The organism is Haloferax sp. ATB1 (assembly GCF_000730175.1).
Window position 1 is genome coordinate 1 of sequence record NZ_JPES01000024.1, and the last position, 24,800, is coordinate 24,800.

Consider the following 24,800-nt stretch of genomic DNA (forward strand, 5'->3'; position numbering starts at 1 on the left):
GGGCGTAGAACTGCTTGGGGTATTCGTAGTTCTCGACGTAGTACCGGCCCATGTCCTCGCCGTAGGCCTTCGACGCGCCGTAGAACGAGTCGGGGCGGACGGGGTCGTCGTGACCGATGACGAGGCCGTGACCCGGTTCGTAAATCTCGGGGGAGAACTCGTCCTCGTAGCCGCCCATGACGTGGTTGGTCGAGAGGAAGACGAACGACTCGATTTCGTTCTCGCGGGCGACTTCGAGCGCGTTGTACATCCCGATGATGTTGGGCTCGAAGATGTCCTCCCACGTGCCGTCGGTGTAGGGGTACGCCGCCATGTGAATCATGGCGTCCTGTCCCTCCGCGGCGTCGTTGAGCGCGTCGTAGTCGGACACGTCGCCGACGACGGTGTCGTAGCCGCCGTAGGGGTGGTCGTCGGGGCGGTCGGAGCGGTTGAAATACGTGAAGTCGTAGGCGTCGTCGTCGTGCAGGTGGTCTATGACTGCGGTGCCGCACCGGCCATAGACGCCGGTCATCAAGACGTCCATACGAATCCACTCTGACCAAATCGTAATAAATTGATGGGTGACCGCGAAATCCGACTTCGCGCCGACGTCCGCGCCCGCGGTGCACTATCCCCGCGTCGACCGTGTCGTTCGGCCGCGAAGCCTGCTATCGTGTCCCAAAGTGGTAACTCTCGGGCGCTCTCGCGCGCGCGAGCACCGGATTCGGGACTGACGATGGCTTTTCGGGACTGACGATGGCTTTATCAGGGTTGACCCAGATTGACTCTACCATGCCACTCGCAGACGACCGTGTACGTAGTCGTCTCCGTGGCGTCGCCGTCGGCTTGCTCACGCCGTTCGACGACGACCTGGAGATCGAACACGACAAACTCGAAGCCAACGCGAAGTCGCTTTCCGGCGACGGTATCTCGTCGTTCCTCGCGGCCGCGAACATCAGCGAATACCACTCGCTGACCCAGCAGGAGCGCGTCGACGTGACGGAGACGAGCGTCGAAGCCCTCCCCGACAGCGCTTGCGTCCTCGCCGGCGTCGGCGGGTCGACGAAGGCCGCGACCGACCTGATGGAAGCCTACGACCGCATCGGCGTGGACGCGATGATGGTCATGCCGCCGGACCACACGTACGTCCACGAGCGCGGCCTGCTCCGCTACTACGAGAAACTCGACGCCGCGACCGACACGCCGCTCGTTCCCTACGTCCGCGGCTTCGACCCCTCGGTCTCCTTCCTCCGCGACCTCTCGCGCATCGAGGGCGTCGTCGGCGTCAAGTACGCCATCGAGGACCCGGTCAAACTCGGCTCCGCCGTCGCCGCCGCGGACGACGACGTGGTCTGGGTGGACGGCCTCGCGGAGCCGTACGCCGTCTCGTTCTGGAACGAGGGTATCGAGGGATTCTCCGCGGGCGTCAGTAACTTCCGCCCGGAAATCGGTCTCGCGCTGTTCGAGGCGCTCTCCGAGGAGAACTGGGCGCACGCCCGCGAGATTCGCGACCTGACGCTTCCCTTCCAGAACTTCCGCGGCGAGACGGGCGAGGACAACGACCTCCCCGGCGCGATAAGCGTCTCCGCGGTGAAGAAAGGGCTCGAACTGGCCGGCCTGCACGGCGGGAACGTCCGCGAGCCGATCCGCCCGCTGTCGGCCGGCGACGAGCGCCGCGCCGAGGAACTGTACGAGGAACTCGACGACGGTATCGCCCGCGTCATCGACTGAACCGACGACTGCGACCGGAGCACGAACCGACGGCTCCGACCGAACCGACACCGACTGACCACGCTCACCACACCTGTCTGACGCCGCTCGACGACATCCGTCGGAAGCGTCCTACCCTATTTTTCGCCGCCTCGCCGTTCCCTCGCTCCGCTGTTGAGACATTTTCACGTCTCACTGGTCCGTTCGTGTCCCGCCGGACGACCGACCCGCAACAATCGCGATGCACCCTCACTTCCGGCAGTTGAGCGACTATATTCCCGAGATTGACCGCACGAGGTCGGCGCCACACTCCATTTTGTTCGCCGGTGGGGAACGAACATTCGGCGAATTGTGCCCAATTATTCACCCTGGATGGGTTTTGCGTTCCCCGGTGGCGAACTCGGGAGTTTGGGGTTATAAGTGGGCTTATGATGGTGTTTAGTGGGTTTGAGGTTTTGGTCGAATGTGCGACCCACACGACGAACGCGTGAATTCGGCGCTATAGTCGCCAATACATTACAAACATATATCTGTAATTTTCCCGCCTCGGGAACCGGCGATGCCAATTCGGCGTCAGTCTCCGTCCAGTTCCGGCGCGCCCATCGCCGCGCGTCGGTCGCCGGAGGTAGCGATAAGTAGGTGTGGCGTGTGCGAGACTCACACGGTATGCAGCACGACGATATCCAGCACGACGACATTCAGTTCCACAACGTCAGGGCGCTCCAACGGGTTCGACCCCGCGAGGGACTTCGATTGCTCCGCGTTCCGGAGGCGGTCAGGAGCGGCCTGAACACCGGCGCGCAGACGCGGATGTCCCACCCGGCGGGGACCGAGATTCGGTTCGTCCCGGAGGAAGAGACGGTCCGTATCACGCTCTCCTCCGAGGAGCGCGACAGCCTCGTTCGGCCGTTCTGGGGGGATTTTCAGGCGACAGGCGAGGAGTTCACGCTCGGGCCGGAACCGAAGACGGTCGAACTGTCGCCCCCGGAGTCGCTTTCCGACCTCGACCCCGACGCCACCGGCGAGATGCGCTACGCGCCCGAGGTGTGCCGACTCGTCTTCCCCGGCGACCACCGCGGCGGCCACATCTACTACCACGACGTCGAGGGCGCGCGGCGGCCGCCGACTGCCGACGAAGTTCCCAGTCTCCGATACCTCGCGTACGGCACGTCGATTACGGAGGGCGAGGACCCGTCGGCGGAGATGCTCACGTACGTCAACCAGACGGCCCGGCGACTCGGCGCGGACCCGATAAACCTCGGCTCCTGCGGGACCGCCTATTGTGACCCCGCGATGGCCGAGCACATCGCCGCCCGCGACGACTGGGACGTGGCGACGCTCTCGCTTTCAGTGAATATGGTCGGTCGGTTCTCGCCCGACGAGTTCCGCGAACGGGCCGCGGACATGGTCGAGACCGTCGCCGCGGCGAACCCGACGAAACCCGTCGCCTGCATCACGCTGTTCCCGCACGTGCGCGAGTATCAAGCGCGACCACGAGGAAGCGACGCTCTCCGAGACGTTCCGCCAGCACCTCCGCGACGTGGTCGCCGAGTGCGGCTACGACAACGTCCACCTCGTGGAGGGGCCCGACCTCCTGCCGACCGCCAGCGGGATGACGACCGACCTCGTTCACCCCGGCGACGACGCGATGATTCGCATCGGCGAGCGCCTCGCGCGCGAGCTCGAATCTCTCATGGACGATTAACCGGGATATGCGCGACTCAGGCGCTCTCGTGGTCGAATTACCCGAACGGAATCTCCGCGAGCGTAACACGGAAGGACCCCCCTGTTCGATGGAAGGGTATGACCGTCGCCGCAAATCTGGGCTACATGCTCGGGGTGCTCTGCCTCGGGGCGCTAGCGAAGCGTCTCGGCCTCCTCGACAGTAGCCGTCGCGACAAGCTCACGTTCTTCGCGTTCGCCTTCGCGCTCCCCGCGCTCGTGTTCACCTCGACGTACGACCAGCCGATTCGCGAGGTCATCGAGCCGACGCTCCTCTTGGGCTTCTGGCTCGTCCTCTTCACGATGCTCGCCGTCGGGTGGGTCGTCCACCGCCGGGTGTCGCCCGACTCGGTTCGCAGCGTCGCCATCGTCCAGTCGTACTACTCGAACCTCGGCTTCCTCGGCCTCCCGCTCGTCGCCTCGACGTTCGGTTCGCTGACGACGGCGAAGGCGAGCGTCATCCTCGGCGTCGGCGCGCTCACCCACGTGCCGCTCACCATCACCGTTCTCGTCCTCGTCAACGGCGCTGACGTGTCGTTCAAAGAGGAGTTCGTCGGCGTGCTCAAGACGCCGGTCATCCCGGCGCTCGTGCTGGGACTCTCCTTTTCCGGGCTCGGTCTCGGCGTCCCCGGCGTTCTCGTGACGGGCCTCGACGCGCTCGCCTCGCTCGCCCTCCCCGTGGCGTTGCTTTCCATCGGCGCGTCGCTCACCGTCTCCGCCGAGTCGTTCGACTTCCGCACCGTCGGGGCCGTCGTCGGCAGCAAGGTCATCTTGATGCCGCTCGTCGCCTTCGCGGTGTTCTCGACGCTCGCGTCGAGTTGGACGACGGTCCAAGCCGGCGTGACGATGCTCGCGACGCCGACCGCCGTCTCGTCGTTCATCTACGCGAACGAACTCGGCGGCGACGCCGACCTCGCGTCGATGAACGTGTTCGCCACTACCGCCGTCTCGGTGGCGACGCTCTTCGTCGTCCTCCAGTTCCTGCTCTGAGTCGGCGGCGCCTCCGGTGCCCCTTCCGAACTCACGAGTTCGCTTCTTTCACGCCTTGCGACGGCCACGAGCGCGCGGCGAACCTCGCCGTTCGGCATGAGAAGCTTACTTAGTGATGGGTGTGCATGGCTAGGACGAATGTCGAGAACTTACGGTAATTTCATCGACGGCGAATGGACAGACTCCCAGTCGGGAGAGACGTTCGAAGTGACGAACCCCGCGGCGGCCGGCGAAGTCGTCAGCATCCACCCGGCGTCCACCGAAGCGGACGTCGAGGCGGCGCTCGACGCGGCCGTCGCCGCGCAGGACGAGTGGGCGTCGACGCCCGGCCCGTCCCGCGGCGCGATTCTCCGCGAGGCAGGTAACAACCTCGAAGCGCGGAAGGACGAGGCGACCGAGGTGCTCGTCCGCGAGGAGGGCAAGACGCGCTCCGAGGCGGGCGGCGAGGTACAGCGCGCAATCGACATCTTCCACTACTACGGCGCGAAGGCGCGGGACGTCGGCGGCACCGTCAAGTCGGCGAGCGCCCCCGGAAAGGACCTCTACACGAAGCACGAACCCCTCGGCACGGTCGCGCTCATCACGCCGTGGAACTACCCCATCGCCATCCCGGTCTGGAAGCTCGCCCCGGCGCTCGCCGCCGGCAACACCGTCGTCCTCAAGCCGGCGTCGGAGGCACCGGGCGTCGTCGCTATCGTCCTCGAATGCCTCGGACGACGCGGGCCTGCCGGCCGGCGTTGCGAACACAATTACCGGCTCCGGGAGCGAGGTCGGCGGCCCGCTCATCGAGAGCGAGCGCATCGACGGCGTCTCCTTCACCGGCAGCACCGCCGTGGGGACGATGGTCGCCGAGACGGCCGCGGTCGACCTCAAGCGCGTCCAGTGTGAGATGGGCGGCAAGAACCCGACCGTCGTGATGCCCAGCGCGGACATCGAAGACGCCGCCGAGACCGTCGGCGTCGGCGCGTTCGGCACGACCGGCCAGTCGTGTACGGCCACCTCGCGCGCCATCGTCCACGAGGACGTGTACGACGAGTTCGTCGCGGCCGTCTCCGACTACGCCGAGTCGCTCGTCGTCGGCGACGGCCTCGACGACCCCGACATGGGCCCGCACGTCTCCGAGAACGAACTCCTCTTCGACGCTCGAATACATCGACATCGTGCGCCTCGGAGGGCGCGACGCTCGAAGCCGGCGGCAGCCGGCTCTCCGGCGACGACTACGACGACGGCTACTTCGTCGAGCCGACGGTGTTCTCCGGCGTCGAAAACGACGCTCGCATCGCCCAAGAGGAGATTTTCGGCCCCGTGCTGGCGGTCGTCAAGGCCGACTCGTTCGAGGACGCGCTCGACCTCGCCAACGACGTTGACTACGGCCTGTCGGCCAGCATCGTCACGCAGGACCTCAGCGAAGGCAAGCGCTTCGTCAACGAGGTCGAAGCGGGCGTCGCGAAAATCAACGAGAAGACGACCGGCCTCGAACTCCACGTCCCCTTCGGCGGCTACAAGGACTCGTCCACCAACACGTACCGCGAGCAGGGCGACGCCGGCCTCGACTTCTTCTCGTCGGTGAAGACCATCTACGAGAACTACTGAGCCGCGGGCCCCTCCGCGCTCAGGAGAACTTCGTGTTCAGTTCGATGACGTTCGCGGCGCTCCGGACGTAGTCCGCGAGTTCGCCGTGCAGGCGGTCCTCGGTGAACCGACTCGACGGGCCGGTGATGCTGATCGCGCCGAGGATTGTCTCGTCGTTCTTGACCGGCGCGGTAGACGCAGCGCAGGCCGTTGATGTTCTCCTCGTCGTCGATGCCATACCCCTGTTCGCGGATGGTCTCGAGTTCCTCGAACAGCTCTTCGGGCCCGGTGATGGTGTTCGCCGTCTTGGGTTCGTACTCCATCGCCGCCGCGATTTCCTCGATGCGCTCAGGAGGGAGGTACGCGAGAATCGTCTTGCCGAGCGACGTGGAGTACATCGGCTGTTGGGTTCCCACCCGCGACAGCGTCTCGACGGCGTGTTCGCCCTGCGCCTTGTGGAGGTACGAGACCATCCCGTACTCCTCGACGCCGAACTGGACGATTTCGCCCGTCTCCTCGGCCAGCGAGTCGACCTCCTTTTGGACGATGTCGAAGTTGCCTATCTGGTCGCGGACGTGCGAGGCGACGTTGAGAAAGCGCAGGCCGAGACGGTAGCCGTCGCCTTCGCGCACGATGATACGCCGCTCTTCGAGCGTTCGGAGGTGGCTGTGGACCGTGCTCTTCGAGTGGCCGAGCTCGTCGGCGATTCTCGTCACCCCGATACCCGCCTCCTCCTGCAGGAGGTCGATGATATTGAACGCTATCTGGACCGAGCGGATTGTTCGGCCGGGGCGTTTGTTCGGTTGGGGGCTCATGGTGTGACAGTCGGACCCGAGCCGTATATATCTGTTCCCGCCTGGGGAACGTCTCCGTTGCGACGAACGAGCGCTCCTCGAGTTTCGGACCGGCTGCCCGACCGGCGCGCACGGCCGCCGTCAGGTGGTGGCGCGACGCCATGGGATACATTTTTCATCCTCGCACGTATTCGTGTGGGTACTGTACTCATGCCAACAGACGAGCCTACACCAGTCCAGCGCGCCGCGTCGTATCTCCGGTCGTTGGACATCGACGGACAGTCGTGGATTGCCGGCGTCGCCATCAACGGCCTGCTCGCCGAGGGTGGAGACGAGTCGGTCGAGCGCGCGAAGCACTTCGTCGACACCGCGGTGGCGACCCAGAACGACGCCGGGCAGTTGAGCTACGGCCCGAGCTACCCGATTGAGGTTTTCAGCCACGGCCGCGAGTACGAGGCGAGCTGGGAGCTGACCGTCAAGAAGTGCATGAACACGAACAACAGCACCGCCATCGGCCACGGCGTCCTCGACTTCTACGACCGGACGGGCGAGGACCGCTACCTCGACGCGGCCGAGCGCGCCTACGAGTCGCTTCTGTCCTTCGAGCGGACCGAGGACGGCGGCATCCCCCACCACGACCCCGAACTCGCGGGCATCAAGTCGCTGTGGATAGACTCCGTCTACATGATGTGCCCGTTCCTCGCCCGCTACGGCGAGGCCGCGGGCGACGACGACGCCTTCGACGAGGCGGTCGACCAGATTCTGATTCACGCCGCGCACCTCCGCGACGGCCACACGGGCCTGTTCCGTCACATCTGGGTCGAACAGCCGAACCACTACCCGCAGGGCGCGTTCTGGGCCCGCGGCAACGGCTGGGCCGCCGCCGCGTCGGCTGACGTGCTTGAACGACTCCCCGAGGACCACCCGAAGCGCGACGACCTCATCGACCTGTTCCGGTCGCACTGCGAGGCGCTCCTCCCGCTGCAGGACGGCAGCGGCTTCTGGCACAACCTCGTCGACGACCCGCACACGCCGCTTGAGTCGTCGGGGACGCTCATGTTCGCCTACGCGTTCGCCCGCGGCATCGACCTCGGTATCCTCGACGAGGAGACCTACCGCCAACCCGCCGAAGACGGACTCGCGGCCGTCTCCCGCGTCGTCGGCGAGGACGGCGCGGTCAACCGCGTCGCCGGGCCGCCGGGCGGTCCCGAAGCACCCCTGACGGACACGCCCTACGGGCAGGGCTGGTTCCTCATGGCCGCGGCCGCGCTCGACTGAGACCTTCGACCTCCAGCGTCCTTTTCGACGCTTTCGGCCCCGGCACCACAGTTATGCGCCCCGGCGAACATTGACGAACGAACGCGAGCGACAGAAGACACCATGACCTACCACGCAGGCATCATCGGCACGGGCGGCATCGCAGGGATGGGCATCCTCGGCATGCACGACGAGGAGGCCATCGGCAGAGAGAAAATCGACGCGAGCCACGCGGGCGGCTACGCCGCGACCGACGACATCGAACTCGTCGCCGTCGCCGACGTGGACGAGTCGAAACTGGACACCTTCGGCGAGGCGTGGGACATCCCAGCCGACCGCCGGTACGTCGGCCACGAGGCGATGCTCGAAGCCGAGGACCTCGATGTCGTGTCGGTCTGCACGCCGTCGTTCCTCCACCGCGACCACGTCGTCGACGCCGCGCGCTCCGCCGCCGACCCGTCTGTCATCTGGTGCGAGAAACCCATCGCGTCGTCCGTCAGCGACGCCGAGGAGATGGTCGCCGTCTGCGACGAGGCCGACACGGAACTCGTCATCAACCACTCCTTTCGGTTCACGGACAAGCTTCGGCGACTCCGTGACCTCGTCCGCGAGGAAGGCATCCTCGGCGACGTGAAGTCCGTGAGCGCGCAGTACCGGATGGAACTCATGCGGAACTCCACGCACGTCCTCGACACGCTCGTCTACCTCCTCGACGCGCGGGCGTCGCGGGTGAGCGGGCACATCACCGGCGAGAACGAGGCGCTCGACGCGCTGGACGCCACGGAGTCGGTCGTCGACGCCGGCGGCGGCGGGCACGTCGTCATGGACGACGGCACGTTCGTCACCGTGGACTGCACGATTCCGCGCGACATCTCGTCGATGACGCTGAGTTTCATCGGCACCGAGGGCAAACTCTACATGAACAACGACGACGGCGAGTGGCGCTACTGGTCGCTCGAAGACGGCGAACACGTCGAGCGACCGCTCCCCGGCATCGAGGGCGCGTGGACGTGGGAGTCCGACTACAAGGGGTCGTTCGCCAACGCGGCGGCCCACGTGCAGGACCTCCTCGACGGGACGACGGAGAACTACTCGCCCGGCGTCGCGGCGACCCGTTCGCTCGAAATCATCGTCGGGTTCTACCTCTCGCACTACACCGATTCGACGGTCGATATCCCGCTTCCGGGACCGCTCCGTGAGGTTCCAATCACGTCGTGGTGAGCCGCAGTCGGTCGATCAGTCGCTCACGCCGGAAGAGTATCCGGCATAGCCGGATAGGTGGCTGACTCCGGTTCACGAACTGAGTCGGCCGAATATGGCTGGTAGAAGCCTAAATAGTGCAGTATCGAGTTTTTGATTGCTCTCTCCCGCGGTGGTCTTTCAGTCCGGCCAGTCGAAGTTGCGTCCGAGATATATCCGTGGCACGCCGCGTAGAAACAATTTCAAATTACAATTCTATGGTAGTAATGATTAGGGCTGTACAACCCGCTTGGAGGACAATCACGTACATTGAGCCGTCGTACCACTCAGTTAGCGGGTGACGCTCCACGGTCGATTCGAGCCGCACCGGGTTTCCGGCAGTGGCGGATGAGTATCCGGAAGGACCGGAGTGAGCGATTTCTCCGAGAGACGGCTACTTGTGCGCCGCTACCTCCCAGTAACTGCGAGCTTGGGGTAATTCGTCCAGCAGTATTCTCGGTGAGAAATTCGTTGTGGATGGCGGGCCCTCCGCCATGGCCGGATAATATTCGTCCTTCGAGCGTCAGACCATCCGGTAGACTTCGTCCATCCAACTGTCGTCGGTCTCGACGGTGATGCCGCTCATGACCTCCGCCCAGTCGGCTTGCGCCTCGCTGTTGTCCATTACCTCTTGGATGGCTTCCGGGTTGTCGACTTCCATAAAGCCGAAGACGTGACCGTCCTTCTCGAAGACGCTGTAGGTCTGTAGTCCGGCGTCGGAGTCCAGGTAGGCGGATTCGAGCGCCTCGGGGACGTTCTCGTGTTTCGTTCGGTACTCCTCTCGCTTGCCGTCCTTAATCTCCAGGTGGAACGCGATTCGCGCCATACGGTCTCCGATTCGGCGGCACCCGTCTTAGCTTTTCGGCGGGTAAGATTTAGTACGGGAACGCCCGTCGTCGATTGTAATGATAGACACCCATACCCACGCGTGGGGTGCGGCGAGTCCGGAACACCCGTGGACCAACGGCCCCATCTTGGACCTTGTGGACAGCTTCGACGTGCACACCGTCTACACCGCTGAACGCCTGCTCGCCGACATGGACCGAAACGGCGTGGACGAGGCGGTCGTCGTGGGCTACCCCATCTGCGACTGGACGGACAACTGGTACACCCGGCGGGTCGCCGCGGAGTACGACAGACTCCACGGCATCGTGATGCTCGACCCCTTCGCCGACGACGCCGTCGAGCGTCTCGACCGCTGTATGGAGACCGACGGCGTCCTCGGTTTCCGACTCGGCGCGGCCTGCCCGTACGACCAGATGTGGGAGACGTTCGACCCGAGCGTGACGTGGCTCCGAGAGAGCATCGAGGAAACCGCGTTCTGGGAGGCCGCGGTCGAACACGACGCCGCCGTCCAGATTCTCTGCGACCACGGCCAACTCGACCAGGCGCTCGAACTCGTCGAGTCGTATCCGGAACTCACCTACCTGTTCGACCACTTCGCTCACGCGGGCCCGGAGACGCCCACCGACGAGGGCACGTTCAGCCGGTTCGCCGACCTCGCGGAACACGACTCGGTCGCGGTGAAGGTCTCGGAAATCGTCCACATGTCGGACTCGGCGTTCCCCTACGCCGACATGCACGACCACGTCCGGTGGCTCCTCGACACCTTCGGGCGCGAGCGGGTCATCTGGGGCTCGGACTATCCCAACGTCAGCGACGTTGCCAGCTACGCGGAGGCGTGCAACTGGCTCAAACAGGTCGACTCGCTGTCGACGGCCGACCGGTCGTGGCTGACCGGGAAGTCGTTCCGGAGGCACGTCGACCTCGGGTGAGTCGTCGTCGTATTGTTCGTGATGGCGGACACAAGGCATGTCGCCGGATATAGCCAACAGCTTGCCCGGTGTAGTCGCGGCTTCAGCCGTGCTACAGCCGAAATTCTCCGCCCGCACCCAAACATATTAATCGGTGTGTTCACATGGTGTAAACGAGACGAACTCACACGGTTATTCGCAACTATGAAAGCCATTATTCAGACCGGGCCGCGCTCGGTAGAGACACAGGAGCGGGAGGTTCCCACTCCCAGTGCAGACGAACTGCTCATCAAGGTCCACACCGCGGGTCTCTGCGGCAGCGACGCCCACGCCTACAAGTACGACGGCGGCTACGAGTGGATTCCCATCCCGCGCATCATGGGCCACGAGTACTCCGGGACGGTCACGGAAGTCGGCGAGAACGTCGAGACGTTCGAGGTCGGCGACAAGGTCGTCGAGGAGCCGATTCACGACTGCGGTCACTGTTTCCAGTGTCAGAACGGCCAGCCCAACGTCTGCCAGAACTTCTCTATTACGGGCATGCACCGCGACGGCGCGTACACGGAGTACGTCACCGTCACGCCCGAGCACGTCCACGCCGGTGCCCGAGGGCGTTCCCCTCCGGCACGCCGCCATCACCGAGCCAACGAGCATCGCCACGCGCGCGGTCCTCGACCAGTCGGTGACGACGCCCGGCGACAACGTCCTCGTCGAGGGGCCGGGCCCCATCGGCATGCTCGTCGCCGCCGTCGCCGACTCCCTCGGCGCGAACGTCGTCGTCTCCGGGCTCGGACAGGACGCGGCGTATCGCCTCCCGCTGCTCGAAGACCTCGGCATCGACACGGTGAACCTCCAGGAGGAAGGCGGCCTCGACGAGCGGGTCGAGAGCCAGACCGACGGCATCGGCTTCGACGTGGTCTTCGACGCGACGGGCCACCACAGCGGCGTCGTCTCCGGGAACGACGTGGTCCGCAAGGGCGGCCAAATCGTCGTCGTCGGCATCCCGAACTCCCCGAGCGAACTCAGCCTCACCTCGACCGTTCGCGGTGAAATCGACATCAACACCTCCTACGGTTCGACGTGGACGAACTTCGAGCAGGCGCTCCGCCTGATGGAGCGCGGCGAGATCGCGGTCGACAAGATTCTCGACACCTCCTACAGCGTCGACGAGCCGGCCGAGGCGTTCGAGGCCTTCCTCGACTCCGAGACCTGCAAGCCGGTCTTCCAGTTCGACGGCTGAAACGACGCGAAAGAAGCTCCCCACCGAGGCGTCGCCGTCGCATCACCGACCGATTCGGACTCTTTGACCGACTGACGGCGGGGCCGACCGACTGACGAAACAGCGACCTCTCCGGGCTATGGGTCGCTCAACGACAGAAACTATTTTACCCGTGCCGATTGGATGTGAGGTCGTACCAAACAAATCATGGAGATTACAGACATCTCAGCGACGAAAATCAGCAACGAGTCGTGGGGCGAGTTCATCGAATTCCCGCTCGTCACCATCATGTCGAAGTACGACGAGTACCGCAACGTCGACGGGGAGAACCCGCAGGCCCGCCGCAAGTGGATGGGCCCCGTGGGCGACGTGGTCGTCGAGGTCGAGACGGACGCGGGCATCACCGGCGTCGGCGTCGGTAACTGGGGCACTGGTGCCATCGCCACCGTCGTCGAGGAGACGCTCTCGAAAATCGTCGTTGGCGAGGACCCGATGCAGCGCGAACTGCTCTGGGAACAGATGTACCGCGCCACGCTCCCGTTCGGCCGGAAGGGCGTCGCGGTCATGGCCATCAGCGCGGTCGACCAGGCGCTGTGGGACATCGCCGGGAAGGACGCCGGCAAGCCGGTGTACGAACTGCTCGGCGGCCCCACCAAAGACGAGATTCCCGCCTACGCGTCGAACCTCCACCCCGTCGACATGGAGAAACTCGAGCGCGAGGCCATCCAGTACGTCGAGGAGGGCTTCGACGCGATGAAGCTCCGCTTCCTCCACGGCCCCGAGGACGGCCGCGCGGGCATGAAGAAGAACGAGGAAATCGTCGCGACCCGTCCGCGACGCCGTCGGCGACGACATCGAAATCGCGGGCGACGCCTACATGGGCTGGTCGGTCAAGTACGCCAAGGAGATGACCAAACGCCTCGGCAAGTACGACATGGCGTGGGTCGAGGAGCCGGTCATCGCCGACGACATCTCCGGCTACGCCGAGGTCCGCGAGGCCGCCCCGATGCCGATTTCGGGCGGCGAACACGAGTTCACCCGCTGGGGCCACGAGGACCTCCTCGAAGAAGGTGCGGTCGACATCCTCCAGCCCGACGTGGGCCGCGTCGGCGGTATCACGGAGCTCCAGAAGGTCGCCGACATGGCCGAAGTCCACGACGTGCCCGTCATCCCGCACGCCGGCACGAACCCGACGCTCCACGCCATCGCCGGCCACACGAACATGCCGATGGCGGAGTACTTCCCGACGCCCGAGTGGTTCGAGGAGCGCCAGGAGAAACGCGAGTCGACCTACGCCGACGCCATCTTCCAGAACCCGCCGTCGCCGGAAAACGGGTCGATTCCGCTCCCTGACGAACCCGGCGTCAGCACGCAACTGAACCGCGAGGCGCTCGAACACTTCGCCATCGAGTAACGATGTCGTGACATCAGCTTCGAGTACAACGTCCCCGTCTTCGCCGGCGGCGCCCGACCGGAGGGGACCGAGCCGACGCACCGCGACACGCCGCAGTACGAGGCGCTCGACTGGGAGGCGACCAAGATGGGCGTCCAGAAGGCGGAGGAACTCGGCTTCGACGCGGCGTGGGCACCCGACCACCTGCTGTTGGGCCGCGACCACGCCGAGTACGAGTGCTGGACGCTGCTGTCGGCCATCGCCGGTTTCACCGAGGACATCAACCTCGGCTCGCTCGTCCTCTGTAACGACTACCGCAACCCGGCGCTCGTCGCCAAGATGGCGGCCACGCTCGACGTGATTTCCGACGGGCGGCTGGAACTCGGCCTCGGCGCGGGCTGGCACGAGCCGGAGTACGACGCCTACGGCTGGGAGTACCGCGACGGCTTCGAGCGCCTGATGCGCCTCGACGAGTCCATCCGCCTCATGAAGCGCATGTGGGCCGCCGGCAGCGACGGCGCGAGCTTCGACGGGAAGCACTACCAAATCGAGGACGCCTACTGCGTTCCGGGTCCCGTACAGGACCCCCATCCGCCCATCCTCGTCGGCGGACAGGGCGAGGAGGTCACGCTCAAACTCGTCGCCAAGCACGCCGACGTGTGGAACACCGACGTGTTCAACGGCGACGTGGAGACGCTCGAACACAAAATCGGCGTCATCGAAGACCACTGCGAGACCGTCGGCCGCGACCCCGACGAAATCGAGTACTCGTGGGACGGGCACGTCATCTGCACGCGCGACGAGGAGAAGTTCGACCGCCTGCTCGACCTGATGACGCCCATCCAGTTCGAAGAGGAGTATCAGGACCAAGCGCCCATCGTGACGGAGGAAGACGCCCGCGAGTACTTCATCATGGGGACGCCCGAGGAGTGCGCGGAGGCCATCGAGCGCCGCATCGACGCGGGCGTGACGAAGTTCCAGGGCTGGTTCATCGACTTCCCCGACACCGACGGCATGGAACTGTTCGCGGACGAAGTCATCCCGCAGTTTAGCTGAGACGTCCCACAGGTCGAGCGTGCCGCGCTCGGTCGCCTCGGGTACTCGCTTTCTTTCTTGCTATCTTCGCGTCATTCGTCTACCTGAATAGCCACAATATCTGAATTATCTAGATTATTTAAATTTCCCACACGGTGTTCATCGCTCGTGACACCTCCTCATTTCCGGCCATAGCGGAAAGACATTTGAGGGATGAGGATTCATAACCAACTATGGCGAAGGACGTTCCGGTCAACGCGGTCAAAATCTCGCTCGAACTCGTCGATCTCCTGCGGGAGCTCGACGGGGCGGGCGTCTCGGAGGTAGCCAAGCAACTGGACAAGCCGACCAGCACGATTCACGACCATCTGCGGACGCTGGAGCAACAGGAGTACCTCGTCAAGGAGGGCGACACCTACTACGTCAGCACGCGGTTCCTCCAGTTAGGCGCTCACGCGCGGTCTCGCCAGAAGGTGTTCAAAATCGCGCGTCCCGAGATAAACGAGCTCGCGCAGGTGACCGGCGAGCACGCGAACCTGATGATAGAGGAACACGGCGTCGGCGTCTTCCTGTACCGGTCGCGGGGCCCCGACGCCGTCCGGCTGGACACCCACTCGGGGATGCGTGTCCCGCTGCAGACGACGGCCCTCGGGAAGTCAATCATGGCGAACCGGCCGCGAGAGGAAGTCGAGCGAATTCTCGACCGCCACGGGTTAGAGGCGGTGACGGACCGCTCTATCACGGACCGCGAGGAACTGTTCGACGTGTTGGAGCAGGTCCGCGAGCGCGGCTACTCGTACGACGACGAAGAGCGCGTCAAGGGCATGCGCTGTGTGGCCGCGCCGATACTCAACGAGGACGACTACGCCATCGCCGCCGTGAGCGTCTCGGGGCCGAAAAGCCGGATGCGCGAGGAGCGCTTTACCGAGGAACTGCCGAACCAGATTCTCAAGAGCGCGAACGTCATCGAAGTGAACCTGACGTACTCGTAGTCGGCGGACCGCGGACCCACCTCGGCCGTCGCAATGCTGCGTAGAGCGCAACAGTTACGTATCACGGTGTGGCAGAGTGTAACGATGCAACTCGTTCGATACACCGCGGGCGGTGCCCCCGAATGGGGCGTCCGCCGCGACGACGACGTCGTCCCGCTCTCCGGCCTCCGCGAAGACGTCACCGTCCAGAACCTGAACAGCCCCGGCTTCCTCACCGTCGTCGAGGACGCCGCAGACGCCGCCGAGGACCAGTCGGTCCCCGTCGAGGACGTGAAGCTCCTCGCGCCCGTCCCGCGCCCCGGAAAAATCGTCTGCGTCGGACTCAACTACCACGACCACGCCGAAGAACAGGACGAAGAGGTGCCCGAACGTCCGCTCCTGTTCGGGAAGGCCGGCACGTCCGTCACGAACCCCGGCGACCCCATCGTCCACCCGGCGGCCATCGACGAGGTCGACTACGAGGTCGAACTCGGCGTCGTCATCGGCCAGACGGCCAAGAACGTGGACGCCGAGGACGCCTTCGACTACGTCGCGGGCTACACCGCCATCAACGACGTGAGCGGCCGCGACGCCCAGTTCGACGACGGCCAGTTCTTCCGCGGCAAGAGCTACGACACGTTCGCCCCGATGGGGCCGACGTTCGTCCCCGAGGGCGACCTCGACCCGCACAACCTCGACGTCGCCTGCCGCGTCAACGGCGAGACGAAACAGGAGTCCAACACCTCCGAGTTCATCTTCGGCGTCGACGAGGTCGTCGAGTACATCAGTAGCATCACGACGCTCCGACCGGGCGACGTCATCTCCACCGGCACGCCCGGCGGCGTCGGCATCTTCCGCGACCCGCCGGAACTGCTCGCACCGGGCGACAGCGTCGACGTGGAAATCGAGGGCATCGGCACGCTCACCAACCCCGTCGTCGCCGAGCGCGACGAGTAACCGGCCGGCGTACAGCGCAATTATTTATACGATATCCCGGTACTACCGACTATGAGCACGCACACAGACACCCGACTGAGAGACAGGCATATCGTCGTCACCGGCGGCGCGCGCGGCATCGGCCGCGGCATCGCGGTCCGCTGCGCCCGCGCCGGAGCCGACGTATCGATTTTCGACACGAAGCCCGAGGTGGCCGCGGAGACGGCCGAACTCGTTCGCGAGCTAGGTGGCGAGGCCGAGGTGTACGAGGTCGACGTGACCGACGCCGAGGGCGTTGAAACCGCCGTCGACGCCGCTATCGACTCGCTCGGCGACATCCACGGTCTCGTGAACAACGCGGGCGTTCAGCAGGCCATCCCGCTTCTCGAAACGACCGAAGACGACTGGGACCTCCACTTCGAAGTGAACGCCAAGGGGACGTTCCTCGTCTCCAAGGCCGTCGCCGCCCGGATGGTCGACCGCGAAATCGAGGGGAGCATCGTCAACATCTCGTCGGTCGGCGCGGAGCGACCGTTCGCCGGACAGGGTGCGTACGGCGCGTCCAAGGCGGCCGTTCTCGCCTTCACGACCGTGCTAGCGAAGGAACTGAGCGACCACGGCATCACCGTCAACGCGCTCAAGCCCGGCACCGTCGAGACGCCGATGGTCGAGGCGTGGCTCGACGAACACGCCGAGCAGTCGGGCAAGTCGCCGGACGAAATCCTCGCGGAGACGCTCGACGTGCACATCCTCGACCGAATCGGTCAACCCGAGGAAGTCGGTCACGTCGCGGTCCTCCTGCTCTCCGAGGAGGGCGACTGGATAACCGGCGAGTCCATCGCCGTCGACGGCGGCTACCTCAAGCAATAGCGCCCCTTTCGACGGACTTCGAGACGTTTCACCGCCACTCCCACCGCCGGCGTCCCGTTTTATTCGCTTCGATACGTCCACTTCGTCGACTGCTGTCTGGGGACACTGACACGGCCGAAACCGATGCTTTAGGATTCAATACGTCGGTTTCGTATCGGTGCTCACGACGAGCGACTCTCGTCCGGCATCGTCGGACGTATTTTGCGTCGTATCTCGGCAGTCAATCGGTCCGGAGGCCCGACGCGAACTGACGCGACGGCGGGAGCCGGGGTTCCTGAGACGCCCGTGATGGGCCGTCTCGACCCGCGTCGCGGAATGTCGCCAATACCCGGCGGCTCCTGGTCGCCTTTGAGCATCGGCGTCGAATCAGCGGCTTCGGGCGGGATTCACGCCCGACTCACAACGGTTGCCAAGTACATAATTATTATATGGGTGTGATTCGTAGTAGCACATGGTCGGAGCAATCTGACCCATGTGTGATCAGCATCCCGTGCGACCAGCACGATAGCCATCAGTACGTCAGTCATACTGTACGCGCGGTAGCCCCCACCGAGTACGCCTGCCCAACTGGTACTCATGAACGCGTGGGGTGGCTACCTTCCGAGCACAACGTCCCATTGATGCTCCATTTTTCCGCCGTCTCCGGTCGGTTACGTAGCCTCTGCACTCTCGACTCCAGCTCTGCGTTACTACTCGGTCTCCGCGTGAGTCACCGAACTCCATCTCATCCAACTCTATCTTATCCGACATTGCCGGATAGTTACGGTTCGATTCCGACGAACGCGCCTCACCAAGTGTGACGGATCGCTCTCCAAACCTGAAGATATTTTACGTTACCGTGTGAAATCACGGGTAATGGGTACCGACCAAAGCACGAACCGTCGCCTGAGCAAGGTAGAACGGGTCATCGAGGCGTACGACTTGGACGGATTCGGCGAGCAACTCGCCAACCGCTGGACGGCTCCCGAGGACAGCGACAGTCTCCGTGACCTCGCGGACCTGATGAACGAACGGGTGCTCGACGCCGCGCTGCGCGAGGCGGGCGAGGACGTTCTCGAAGGCGAGGTGGAGAACCTCTATACGCTTCTCACCGGCGACGAGACCACGGAGGGGATGCGCGTTCAGGCGAAGAACACGCTCCAGTCCCGCGGCGTCGACGTCGACCAACTGCTCTCGGACTTCGTCTCTCATCAGGCGGTCTACACCTATCTGACGGAGATTCGGGGCGTCTCGAAAGAGTCCTCGTCCGGAAACAGAATCGACAACGTCGTCGAGTCCATCCAGCGACTCCGCGGTCGACTGGTCGCGGTCATCGAACAGAGCCTGAGCTCGCTCCGCAACACGAGCAAACTCCGGCTCGGAGACTTCGACGTCCTCGTCGATACGCAGGTGTACTGCCGAGACTGCGGGACGCAGTACGAAGTCGTCGAACTGCTTCGGCGCGGCGGGTGCGACTGCGACGAAAGCACGTCGAACTAAACGATTACATACTTAGCTCTGTCACATTCCGCTCGATTCAACGGATGATTTTATATTGATGTACCTATAGCATCAAGGTATGAGCTCAGAACAAGTGTCAAGATCCAAAGTCCACCTTTCGGTCGAGAACATCGGTGGCATTGACAACCTGTCAACGTCGTTCGAGCCGGGTGTGACGGTGTTGGCGGGTCGGAACGCCACGAACCGAACGTCGCTCTTGCGGTCCATCATGGCCGCACACGGGAGCGACGACGTCGCGCTCAAAGGCGACGCAGACGAGGGGTCGGTCGAACTCACGATCGGCGACGAGACGTACACCCGGACGTTCGAGCGACAGGGCGACGCGGTCATCTCCGGTGGGAACCCGGTCCTCGACGACCCGGACCTCGCTGACCTGTTTGCGTTCCTGCTCGAAACGAACGACGCCCGACAGGCGGTCGCCCGCGGCGACGACCTCCGCGACCTCATCATGCGTCCGGTGGACGTCGAGTCCATCAACGAGCAGATCGAGTCGCTCCAGCAGGAGAAACGCGACATCGCCGACGAGCTCTCGACGCTCAGCAACCTCTCGGACCGCCTGCCGCAGCTCGAACGCCGGCGGACGAAACTCGAAGACCAAATCGAGGAGAAGGAAGACGAACTCGCCGAGAAAGAACAGGAAGTCGAGGAGTACGACGCCAGCGTCAGCGAGCGGCAGGAAGTCGAGAGCGAACTCGAATCCAAACTCGGCGACCTCCGGAGCAAGCGCCGCGACATCAACGACGTGGACCGCCGCATCGAGACGGAAAAACAGAGCCTCGACGCCCTCGAATCCGAGGAGGACGAACTGGAGGACGACGCCGAGGACCTCCCCGAGGTCGCCGGCGGCAAAATCGACGAAATCGAGTCCGAAATCAGCCGGCTCCGGACGCGCCGCCAGCAGATTCAGTCGACCGTCAACGAGCTTCAGTCCGTGATTCAGTTCAACGAGGAGATGCTCTCTGGCACCTCCTCGGACGTCGTCGACGCGCTCCGAGACGCCGACGACTCCGGCGGGAGCGTCACCGACCAACTGCTCGGCGACGACCAGGTCGTCTGCTGGACGTGCGGCTCCGAGGTCGACAAGTCCGAAATCGAAGGGACGCTCGAACGCCTCCGGACGCTCCGCGAGGAGAAACTCGAGGACAACCGCGCACACCGCGAACAGCTCTCCGAACTCGAAGACGAGAAGTCCACCTACGAGCGCCGCCAGCGCGAGCGCGACCGCATCGAGCGCCGCCTGTCCGAAATCGAAAGCGAGCGCGAGACGCGCCAAGAGCGCATCGAGGAGCTCAAGTCCGACCGCTCGGACCTCGAAGACGAAATCGACTCGCTCGAACAGACCGTCGACGAACTCGAAAGCGAGGAACACGGCGACCTGCTCGACCTCCACCGCGAGGCGAACCAGCTCGAATACGACCTCGGCCGCCTCCGCAGTGACCTCGAAGACGTCGAAGACGAAATCGCGGACATCGAGCGCAAACTCGACGAGCGCGACGAACTCGAAGCGGCCCGCGAGGACATCGAAGACGAACTCGCGGAGCTTCGGACGCGCATCAAGCGCCTCGAATCCGAGGCCGTCGAGGAGTTCAACACCCACATGGACGACGTGCTCGACGTGCTCGAATACGACAACCTCGACCGCATCTGGATCGAGCGCACCGAAAAGCGGGTTCGGGAGGGCCGAAAGAAGGTCACGAAGTCGGTGTTCGACCTCCACGTCATCCGGACGAACGAAGACGGCGTGAGCTACGAGGACTCCGTCGCCCACCTCTCGGAGTCCGAGCGCGAGGTGACCGGCCTCGTGTTCGCGCTCGCGGGCTACCTCATCCACGACGTCTACGAGACGGTCCCGTTCATGGTCCTCGACTCGCTTGAGGCCATCGACTCGAACCGCATCTCGCGGCTCGTGGACTACTTCGCGGACTACGCCGACTTCCTCGCCGTCGCCCTCCTCGAAGAGGACGCCACAGGCGGTCGACAGTTCGTACCCGCGCTACTCGCCGGCGTAACGAGGTCGTTCTCGACAGCGTTTGTTTTTCTCGTTTTTTCGCACCCCCGTTGAGTCGCGTCGCGAACGGCACGTCTCGTTTCGGGTTACACTATTAGGTGTGTCACGAAACGCCCCCGACGGCGACGAGGCGGCGCGCTCAGGAGAGCGCGATGCTCAGTTCGAGCTCCTCGGCGATGCCGAGGAGGACCTCGGTGAGGCGGTCGAACTGCTCGCCTTTCATCCGATTGGACGGGCCGGCGACGCTCAGCGCGCCGAACACGTCGCCGTCCGGTCCCATGACCGGGGCTCCGACCGCGCGGACACCACTAATCTGCTCTTCGACGTTCAGCGCGTAGCCGCGCTCTCTGATTTCGGCGAGTTCGTCGAACAGCGCCTCCTCGTCGTCAATCGTCTGTTCCGTCTCCTTCGGGAGGCCGACTCGCTCGACGATCTCGCGGACTCGTTCTGTCGGCATGTGGGCGAGGATGGCCTTTCCACTTGCCGTCGAGTGGAGGTAGACACGCTTTCCCACTGTCGACTGCGTCCAGACGCCGTGTTTTCCGGGGGAGGTGTGGACGTACACTCCTCGGCCGTGCTCTTCGACGGTGAAGATGGAGCGCCGCTCGGACTCCTCGGCGAGCACGTTGGTGTAGTGTTCGGCTTTCCCGAAACGGCGTTTCCGCGTCCGGACGAAGTTCCCGAGACCGAGAAAGCGAAGCCCGAGATGATAGGTATCACCCTCTTTAACCACGTATTCCTGGGATTCGAGAGTCGTCACGTGGGTGTGTGCGGTGCTCGGTGCGATGTCGAGTTCGCGGGCGATTTCGGTCACGCCGGCACCGTCGCGTTCCCTGAGTAATTCGACGATTCTGAGGGTTGTGACCGTCGTTTTGAGCGAGCGGTCGTTCGCGTTTTCGGTCATTACCTGCGGGTCGTCACCATCGCACATAGTGTTTTCGCCTCTCCCGAATGATAGTTGTTAGATGACGAATCCAGCCCCCCATGGACGCCGAAACGAGGCGTTTGTGAACAATACGCACAGCATCCGTCTGATTCGGGAGGTGATTTCCCGCCCCGGAGTCGGCAGCCCTGACGAGCGAATTCGGCTGAGAAAGGTTCGAGAACCCTCAAAAAGTCGGTTTTGGGTCGTTCTCTTGGTTTCGACTCTCCCGTCGTTTACATTCGTTCCTCGTGAATCTCAATTCTCAACCCGGATTTAGAGACAGAACGTCCACCGCTCCGGAAGTGTTATTATTGTTTCTCCAGTCGAAACGCACGAGACGAAATGAATCACAACGAGACGTTCGAGACGGTCGAGTCGCTGGAGGCAGAACTCGTCTCGCTCACCGAGTCGCTCTGGGAGACGCCCGAACTCGGGCTTCACGAGACCGAGTCAGCCGAGTTGCTCTCGTCGGTCCTCCGCGACGCCGGGTTCGACGTCACCGAGGGTATCGGCGGGATGCCGACGGCGTTCAGCGCGACCTACGGCGAGGGCGAGCCGCACGTCGGTATCCTCGGTGAGTACGACGCCCTGCCCGGACTGTCGCAGACGGTGTCGTCGAGCAGGGAACCCGTCGAGACCGGCGCGCCGGGTCATGGCTGCGGACACAACCTGTTCGGCGTCGCCGGCGTCGGGGCCGCCCTCGCCGCGAAGCGCGCCATCGACGACGGGCGGGCCGAGGAGACGGTCACGTTCTTCGGCTGTCCCGCCGAGGAGATTCTCGTCGGCAAGGTGTTCATGGCCCGCGACGGGGCGTTCGACGACCTCGACGCCGCGCTCACGTGGCACCCGAGCCACCTCAGCGCGCCGTTCATGGCGCAGACGCTCGCGATGAACTCCGTCGAGTACACGTTTCACGGCGAGTCGGCCCACGCCGCCGACAGCCCGCAGTCGGGTCGGAGCGCGCTCGACGCCGTCGAACTGCTGAACACCGGGTCGGAGTTCATGCGCGAGCACGTCTCCGACGACGCCCGCATCCACTACACCATCCCCGACGGCGGCGGCGCGCCGAACGTCGTCCCCGCGGAGGCGACGGCGTGGTTCTACGTCCGCGCGCCGACCCGCGACGAGGTCGACCGCATCACCGACTGGCTCGACGACGTGGCCGAGGGCGCGGCGCTCATGACCCAGACGACGGTGTCGCGGCGGTTCCACACCGGCTGTTACGACTTCGTGGCGAACCACGCGCTGTCCGATGCACTGCTGGAGAACATGCGACTCGCCGGCCCCATCCCGTACACCGACGAGGACCGCGAGTTCGCCGCGGAGCTTCAGGAGACGCTCTCGGCGGAGACAATCGAGGCGCGGACGGCGCAACTCCCCGAGGAGCGGCGCGAGGCGGCGCGCTCGTCGGTGCTGTATCCGGACGCCCAGCCCTCCTACGACGTGGGGACCGTCCTCAACGGCTCGACGGACGTCGGCGACGTGAGCTGGATTACGCCGACCGCGCAGTTCTGGGCGGCGTCGTGGCCGGTGGGGACGCCCTCGCATACGTGGCAGGCCGTCGCCGCAAACGGGAGCTTCGGGTCGAAGGCCGCGGTGTACGCCGCGAAGGTCCTCGCGGCGACGACGCTCGACCTGTTTTCGGACGAGGCGCTGGTGGCGGCGGCCCGCGAGGAGTTCGAAGCGTCCGTGCCCGGCGAGTACGAGACGGCGCTGCCGGAGGGGACGGAGCCGCCGTTCCACCTCACGCTGTAGGCGGCGAGCGTCGGGAAAATCAGCCCTCGTTTCGGCTCCGGTTCCGGTACGCGGTTTCGCTCGCTTCTGTCCGTTCTTCCGTCGCCGAGACTCGCGTTACTCCAGTTCCGACCGGAGGTGCGTCAGGATGCGGTCGGTCGTCGCCTCGATGACGTCTTCGAGGAACTCGGGATCGGACTGCGTCGGGTCGCCGAGGCCCCCCTCGACGGTCAGGTCGTCGAAGTGGGCGTACTGGCGGACCTCGTAGCGGTTTTTCTTCGTCTGCGGCGTCTTGCGGTCGCCGCGGACGAGGTCGGGTCGGTAGTGCTCGATGACGCTCGTCTCGTACTCGCCGGCGTGACCCCACTCGGTGCCGAACCGCGCTTCCAACTGGTCGCGGGCGAAGTCGGTCCAGTGGGCGTAGTACGAGTCGAGTCCGTGGTCGCGCTGGAGTCGGTCGAGGGCGAGTTTGTGCGGCTCGATGTTGCCTCCGTGGAAGTTTGCGACGAGAAATCGGGTCGCGCCGTGGCGCTGGACCGACCGGCCCACGTCGATGATTATCTCTTGGTACGTGTCGGCTCCGAGCGAAATCGTCCCCGCGTAGTTGATGTGGTGCTCCGAGTAGCCGTACGGGAGGACCGGCAGAACGAGGAGATTCAAGTCGTGTTCCGGCGCGGCCGCGGCGAGTTCCGCGGTCAGGTTCTCCGCCCGGATGGAATCGACCGAGGTCGGGAGGTGCGTCGAGTGCTGTTCGGTTGCCCCGCAGGGGAGCACGACGAAGTCCGCCTCGTCGAACGCGGTTTCGGCTTCCTGCCACGTCATCTCCGCTAGGAGCGACTGTGACTCCGTTGAGTCCATAGAGAGATACGCACAGTTCCGATATATAATGGTTCACAATTAGGCAGTTTGAGTGGGTAAGCGGAAACGAGTGCACAGTATGCAAATGCTTATGTTGGTGATGCCGAAATGATTCGGCGTCAATGATGAGAGAGAGTGTCTCACGTAGAGATATACTGAAAACGACGGGTGCGTCGATACCCGTCCTGCTCGCCGGCTGTACGTCCGACTCCGGGTCCGAAACGACGACCGAGGGCGACGGCGGGGGCGGCACGACTACGAGCAGCGGGACCGAAACGGCCGCCGGGAGTTCCGACGCGACGATACGCATCGGACAGTCGCTGAACCCAGTCCG

At 64.5% G+C, this 24,800-nt stretch carries 15 protein-coding genes and 7 pseudogenes; 17 read left to right on the forward strand and 5 right to left on the reverse strand.

Annotated elements, in window-relative coordinates; all coding sequences use genetic code 11:
- Positions 1–523, reverse strand: a 523-nt coding sequence (locus tag ATB1_RS04000; RefSeq protein WP_042662377.1) for an NAD(P)-dependent oxidoreductase, incomplete at its 3' end; no start/stop codon positions are given.
- 248 nt (positions 524–771) lie between these two features.
- Here ATB1_RS04000 and ATB1_RS04005 point away from each other — a divergent pair.
- The 4 genes and pseudogenes from ATB1_RS04005 (at position 772) to ATB1_RS04020 (ending at position 5,994) form a co-directional block, all read left to right on the forward strand.
- Positions 772–1,710, forward strand: coding sequence for a dihydrodipicolinate synthase family protein (locus tag ATB1_RS04005; protein WP_082256264.1), 939 nt, complete (start codon positions 772–774; stop codon positions 1,708–1,710).
- A 645-nt stretch (positions 1,711–2,355) separates the two neighbouring features.
- Positions 2,356–3,394 (forward strand): annotated as a pseudogene (locus tag ATB1_RS04010) (SGNH/GDSL hydrolase family protein).
- A 98-nt stretch (positions 3,395–3,492) separates the two neighbouring features.
- Complete coding sequence (locus tag ATB1_RS04015) at positions 3,493–4,401, forward strand: AEC family transporter (protein ID WP_042662378.1); 909 nt, start codon at positions 3,493–3,495, stop codon at positions 4,399–4,401.
- A 138-nt stretch (positions 4,402–4,539) separates the two neighbouring features.
- Positions 4,540–5,994: pseudogene (locus ATB1_RS04020) on the forward strand (aldehyde dehydrogenase family protein).
- 19 nt (positions 5,995–6,013) lie between these two features.
- Here ATB1_RS04020 and ATB1_RS04025 read toward each other — a convergent pair.
- Positions 6,014–6,788 (reverse strand): annotated as a pseudogene (locus tag ATB1_RS04025) (IclR family transcriptional regulator).
- Positions 6,789–6,977: 189 nt separating this feature from the next.
- Between ATB1_RS04025 and ATB1_RS04030 the strand changes: the two are divergent.
- Together ATB1_RS04030 and ATB1_RS04035 are read left to right on the forward strand one after the other, a co-directional pair.
- Positions 6,978–8,045: a glycoside hydrolase family 88 protein gene (locus ATB1_RS04030; protein ID WP_042662379.1), complete on the forward strand. Its 1,068-nt coding sequence runs from the start codon at positions 6,978–6,980 to the stop codon at positions 8,043–8,045.
- Between the two features lie 102 nt (positions 8,046–8,147).
- Complete coding sequence (locus ATB1_RS04035; RefSeq protein WP_042662380.1) at positions 8,148–9,245, forward strand: Gfo/Idh/MocA family protein; 1,098 nt, start codon at positions 8,148–8,150, stop codon at positions 9,243–9,245.
- A 541-nt stretch (positions 9,246–9,786) separates the two neighbouring features.
- Here ATB1_RS04035 and ATB1_RS04040 read toward each other — a convergent pair.
- Positions 9,787–10,089: an L-rhamnose mutarotase gene (locus ATB1_RS04040; protein WP_042662381.1), complete on the reverse strand. Its 303-nt coding sequence runs from the start codon at positions 10,087–10,089 to the stop codon at positions 9,787–9,789.
- 79 nt (positions 10,090–10,168) lie between these two features.
- Between ATB1_RS04040 and rhcC the strand changes: the two genes are divergently transcribed.
- The 9 genes and pseudogenes from rhcC (at position 10,169) to ATB1_RS04085 (ending at position 20,950) form a co-directional block, all read left to right on the forward strand.
- Complete coding sequence (gene rhcC, locus ATB1_RS04045; RefSeq protein ID WP_042662382.1) at positions 10,169–11,038, forward strand: L-rhamnono-1,4-lactonase; 870 nt, start codon at positions 10,169–10,171, stop codon at positions 11,036–11,038.
- A 183-nt stretch (positions 11,039–11,221) separates the two neighbouring features.
- Positions 11,222–12,257: pseudogene (rhcE, locus tag ATB1_RS04050) on the forward strand (2-keto-3-deoxy-L-rhamnonate dehydrogenase).
- A 186-nt stretch (positions 12,258–12,443) separates the two neighbouring features.
- Positions 12,444–13,650, forward strand: a pseudogene (rhcD, locus tag ATB1_RS04055) (L-rhamnonate dehydratase).
- A 12-nt stretch (positions 13,651–13,662) separates the two neighbouring features.
- Positions 13,663–14,685, forward strand: a complete 1,023-nt coding sequence (locus tag ATB1_RS04060; RefSeq protein ID WP_042662383.1) for a TIGR03560 family F420-dependent LLM class oxidoreductase — start codon at positions 13,663–13,665, stop codon at positions 14,683–14,685.
- 212 nt (positions 14,686–14,897) lie between these two features.
- A complete protein-coding gene (locus ATB1_RS04065) occupies positions 14,898–15,656 on the forward strand; it encodes an IclR family transcriptional regulator (RefSeq protein ID WP_042662384.1) in 759 nt (252 codons plus the stop codon).
- An 84-nt stretch (positions 15,657–15,740) separates the two neighbouring features.
- The gene (gene rhcF / locus ATB1_RS04070) at positions 15,741–16,592 is read left to right on the forward strand and encodes a 2,4-diketo-3-deoxy-L-rhamnonate hydrolase (protein WP_042662385.1); all 852 of its coding nucleotides are present in this window, start codon (positions 15,741–15,743) and stop codon (positions 16,590–16,592) included.
- Between the two features lie 51 nt (positions 16,593–16,643).
- Positions 16,644–17,441, forward strand: a complete 798-nt coding sequence (rhcB, locus tag ATB1_RS04075) for an L-rhamnose 1-dehydrogenase (protein ID WP_052367687.1) — start codon at positions 16,644–16,646, stop codon at positions 17,439–17,441.
- 855 nt (positions 17,442–18,296) lie between these two features.
- Positions 18,297–18,920: a rod-determining factor RdfA gene (rdfA, locus tag ATB1_RS04080; RefSeq protein WP_042662386.1), complete on the forward strand. Its 624-nt coding sequence runs from the start codon at positions 18,297–18,299 to the stop codon at positions 18,918–18,920.
- A gap of 79 nt (positions 18,921–18,999) precedes the next feature.
- Positions 19,000–20,950, forward strand: a pseudogene (locus tag ATB1_RS04085) (archaea-specific SMC-related protein).
- Positions 20,951–21,088: 138 nt separating this feature from the next.
- Here ATB1_RS04085 and ATB1_RS04090 read toward each other — a convergent pair.
- Positions 21,089–21,853: an IclR family transcriptional regulator gene (locus tag ATB1_RS04090; RefSeq protein WP_042662387.1), complete on the reverse strand. Its 765-nt coding sequence runs from the start codon at positions 21,851–21,853 to the stop codon at positions 21,089–21,091.
- Between the two features lie 363 nt (positions 21,854–22,216).
- On the opposite strand from ATB1_RS04090, the gene ATB1_RS04095 reads away from it, so the two are divergent.
- Entirely contained in the window at positions 22,217–23,629 is a 1,413-nt protein-coding gene (locus tag ATB1_RS04095) for an amidohydrolase (RefSeq protein WP_042662388.1), read from the forward strand.
- A 96-nt stretch (positions 23,630–23,725) separates the two neighbouring features.
- Here the strand turns inward: ATB1_RS04095 and ATB1_RS04100 are convergent, their stop codons facing one another.
- A complete protein-coding gene (locus ATB1_RS04100; protein WP_042662392.1) occupies positions 23,726–24,430 on the reverse strand; it encodes a creatininase family protein in 705 nt (234 codons plus the stop codon).
- Between the two features lie 158 nt (positions 24,431–24,588).
- Here ATB1_RS04100 and ATB1_RS04105 point away from each other — a divergent pair.
- Positions 24,589–24,800, forward strand: a pseudogene (locus ATB1_RS04105) (ABC transporter substrate-binding protein); the annotation flags it as partial.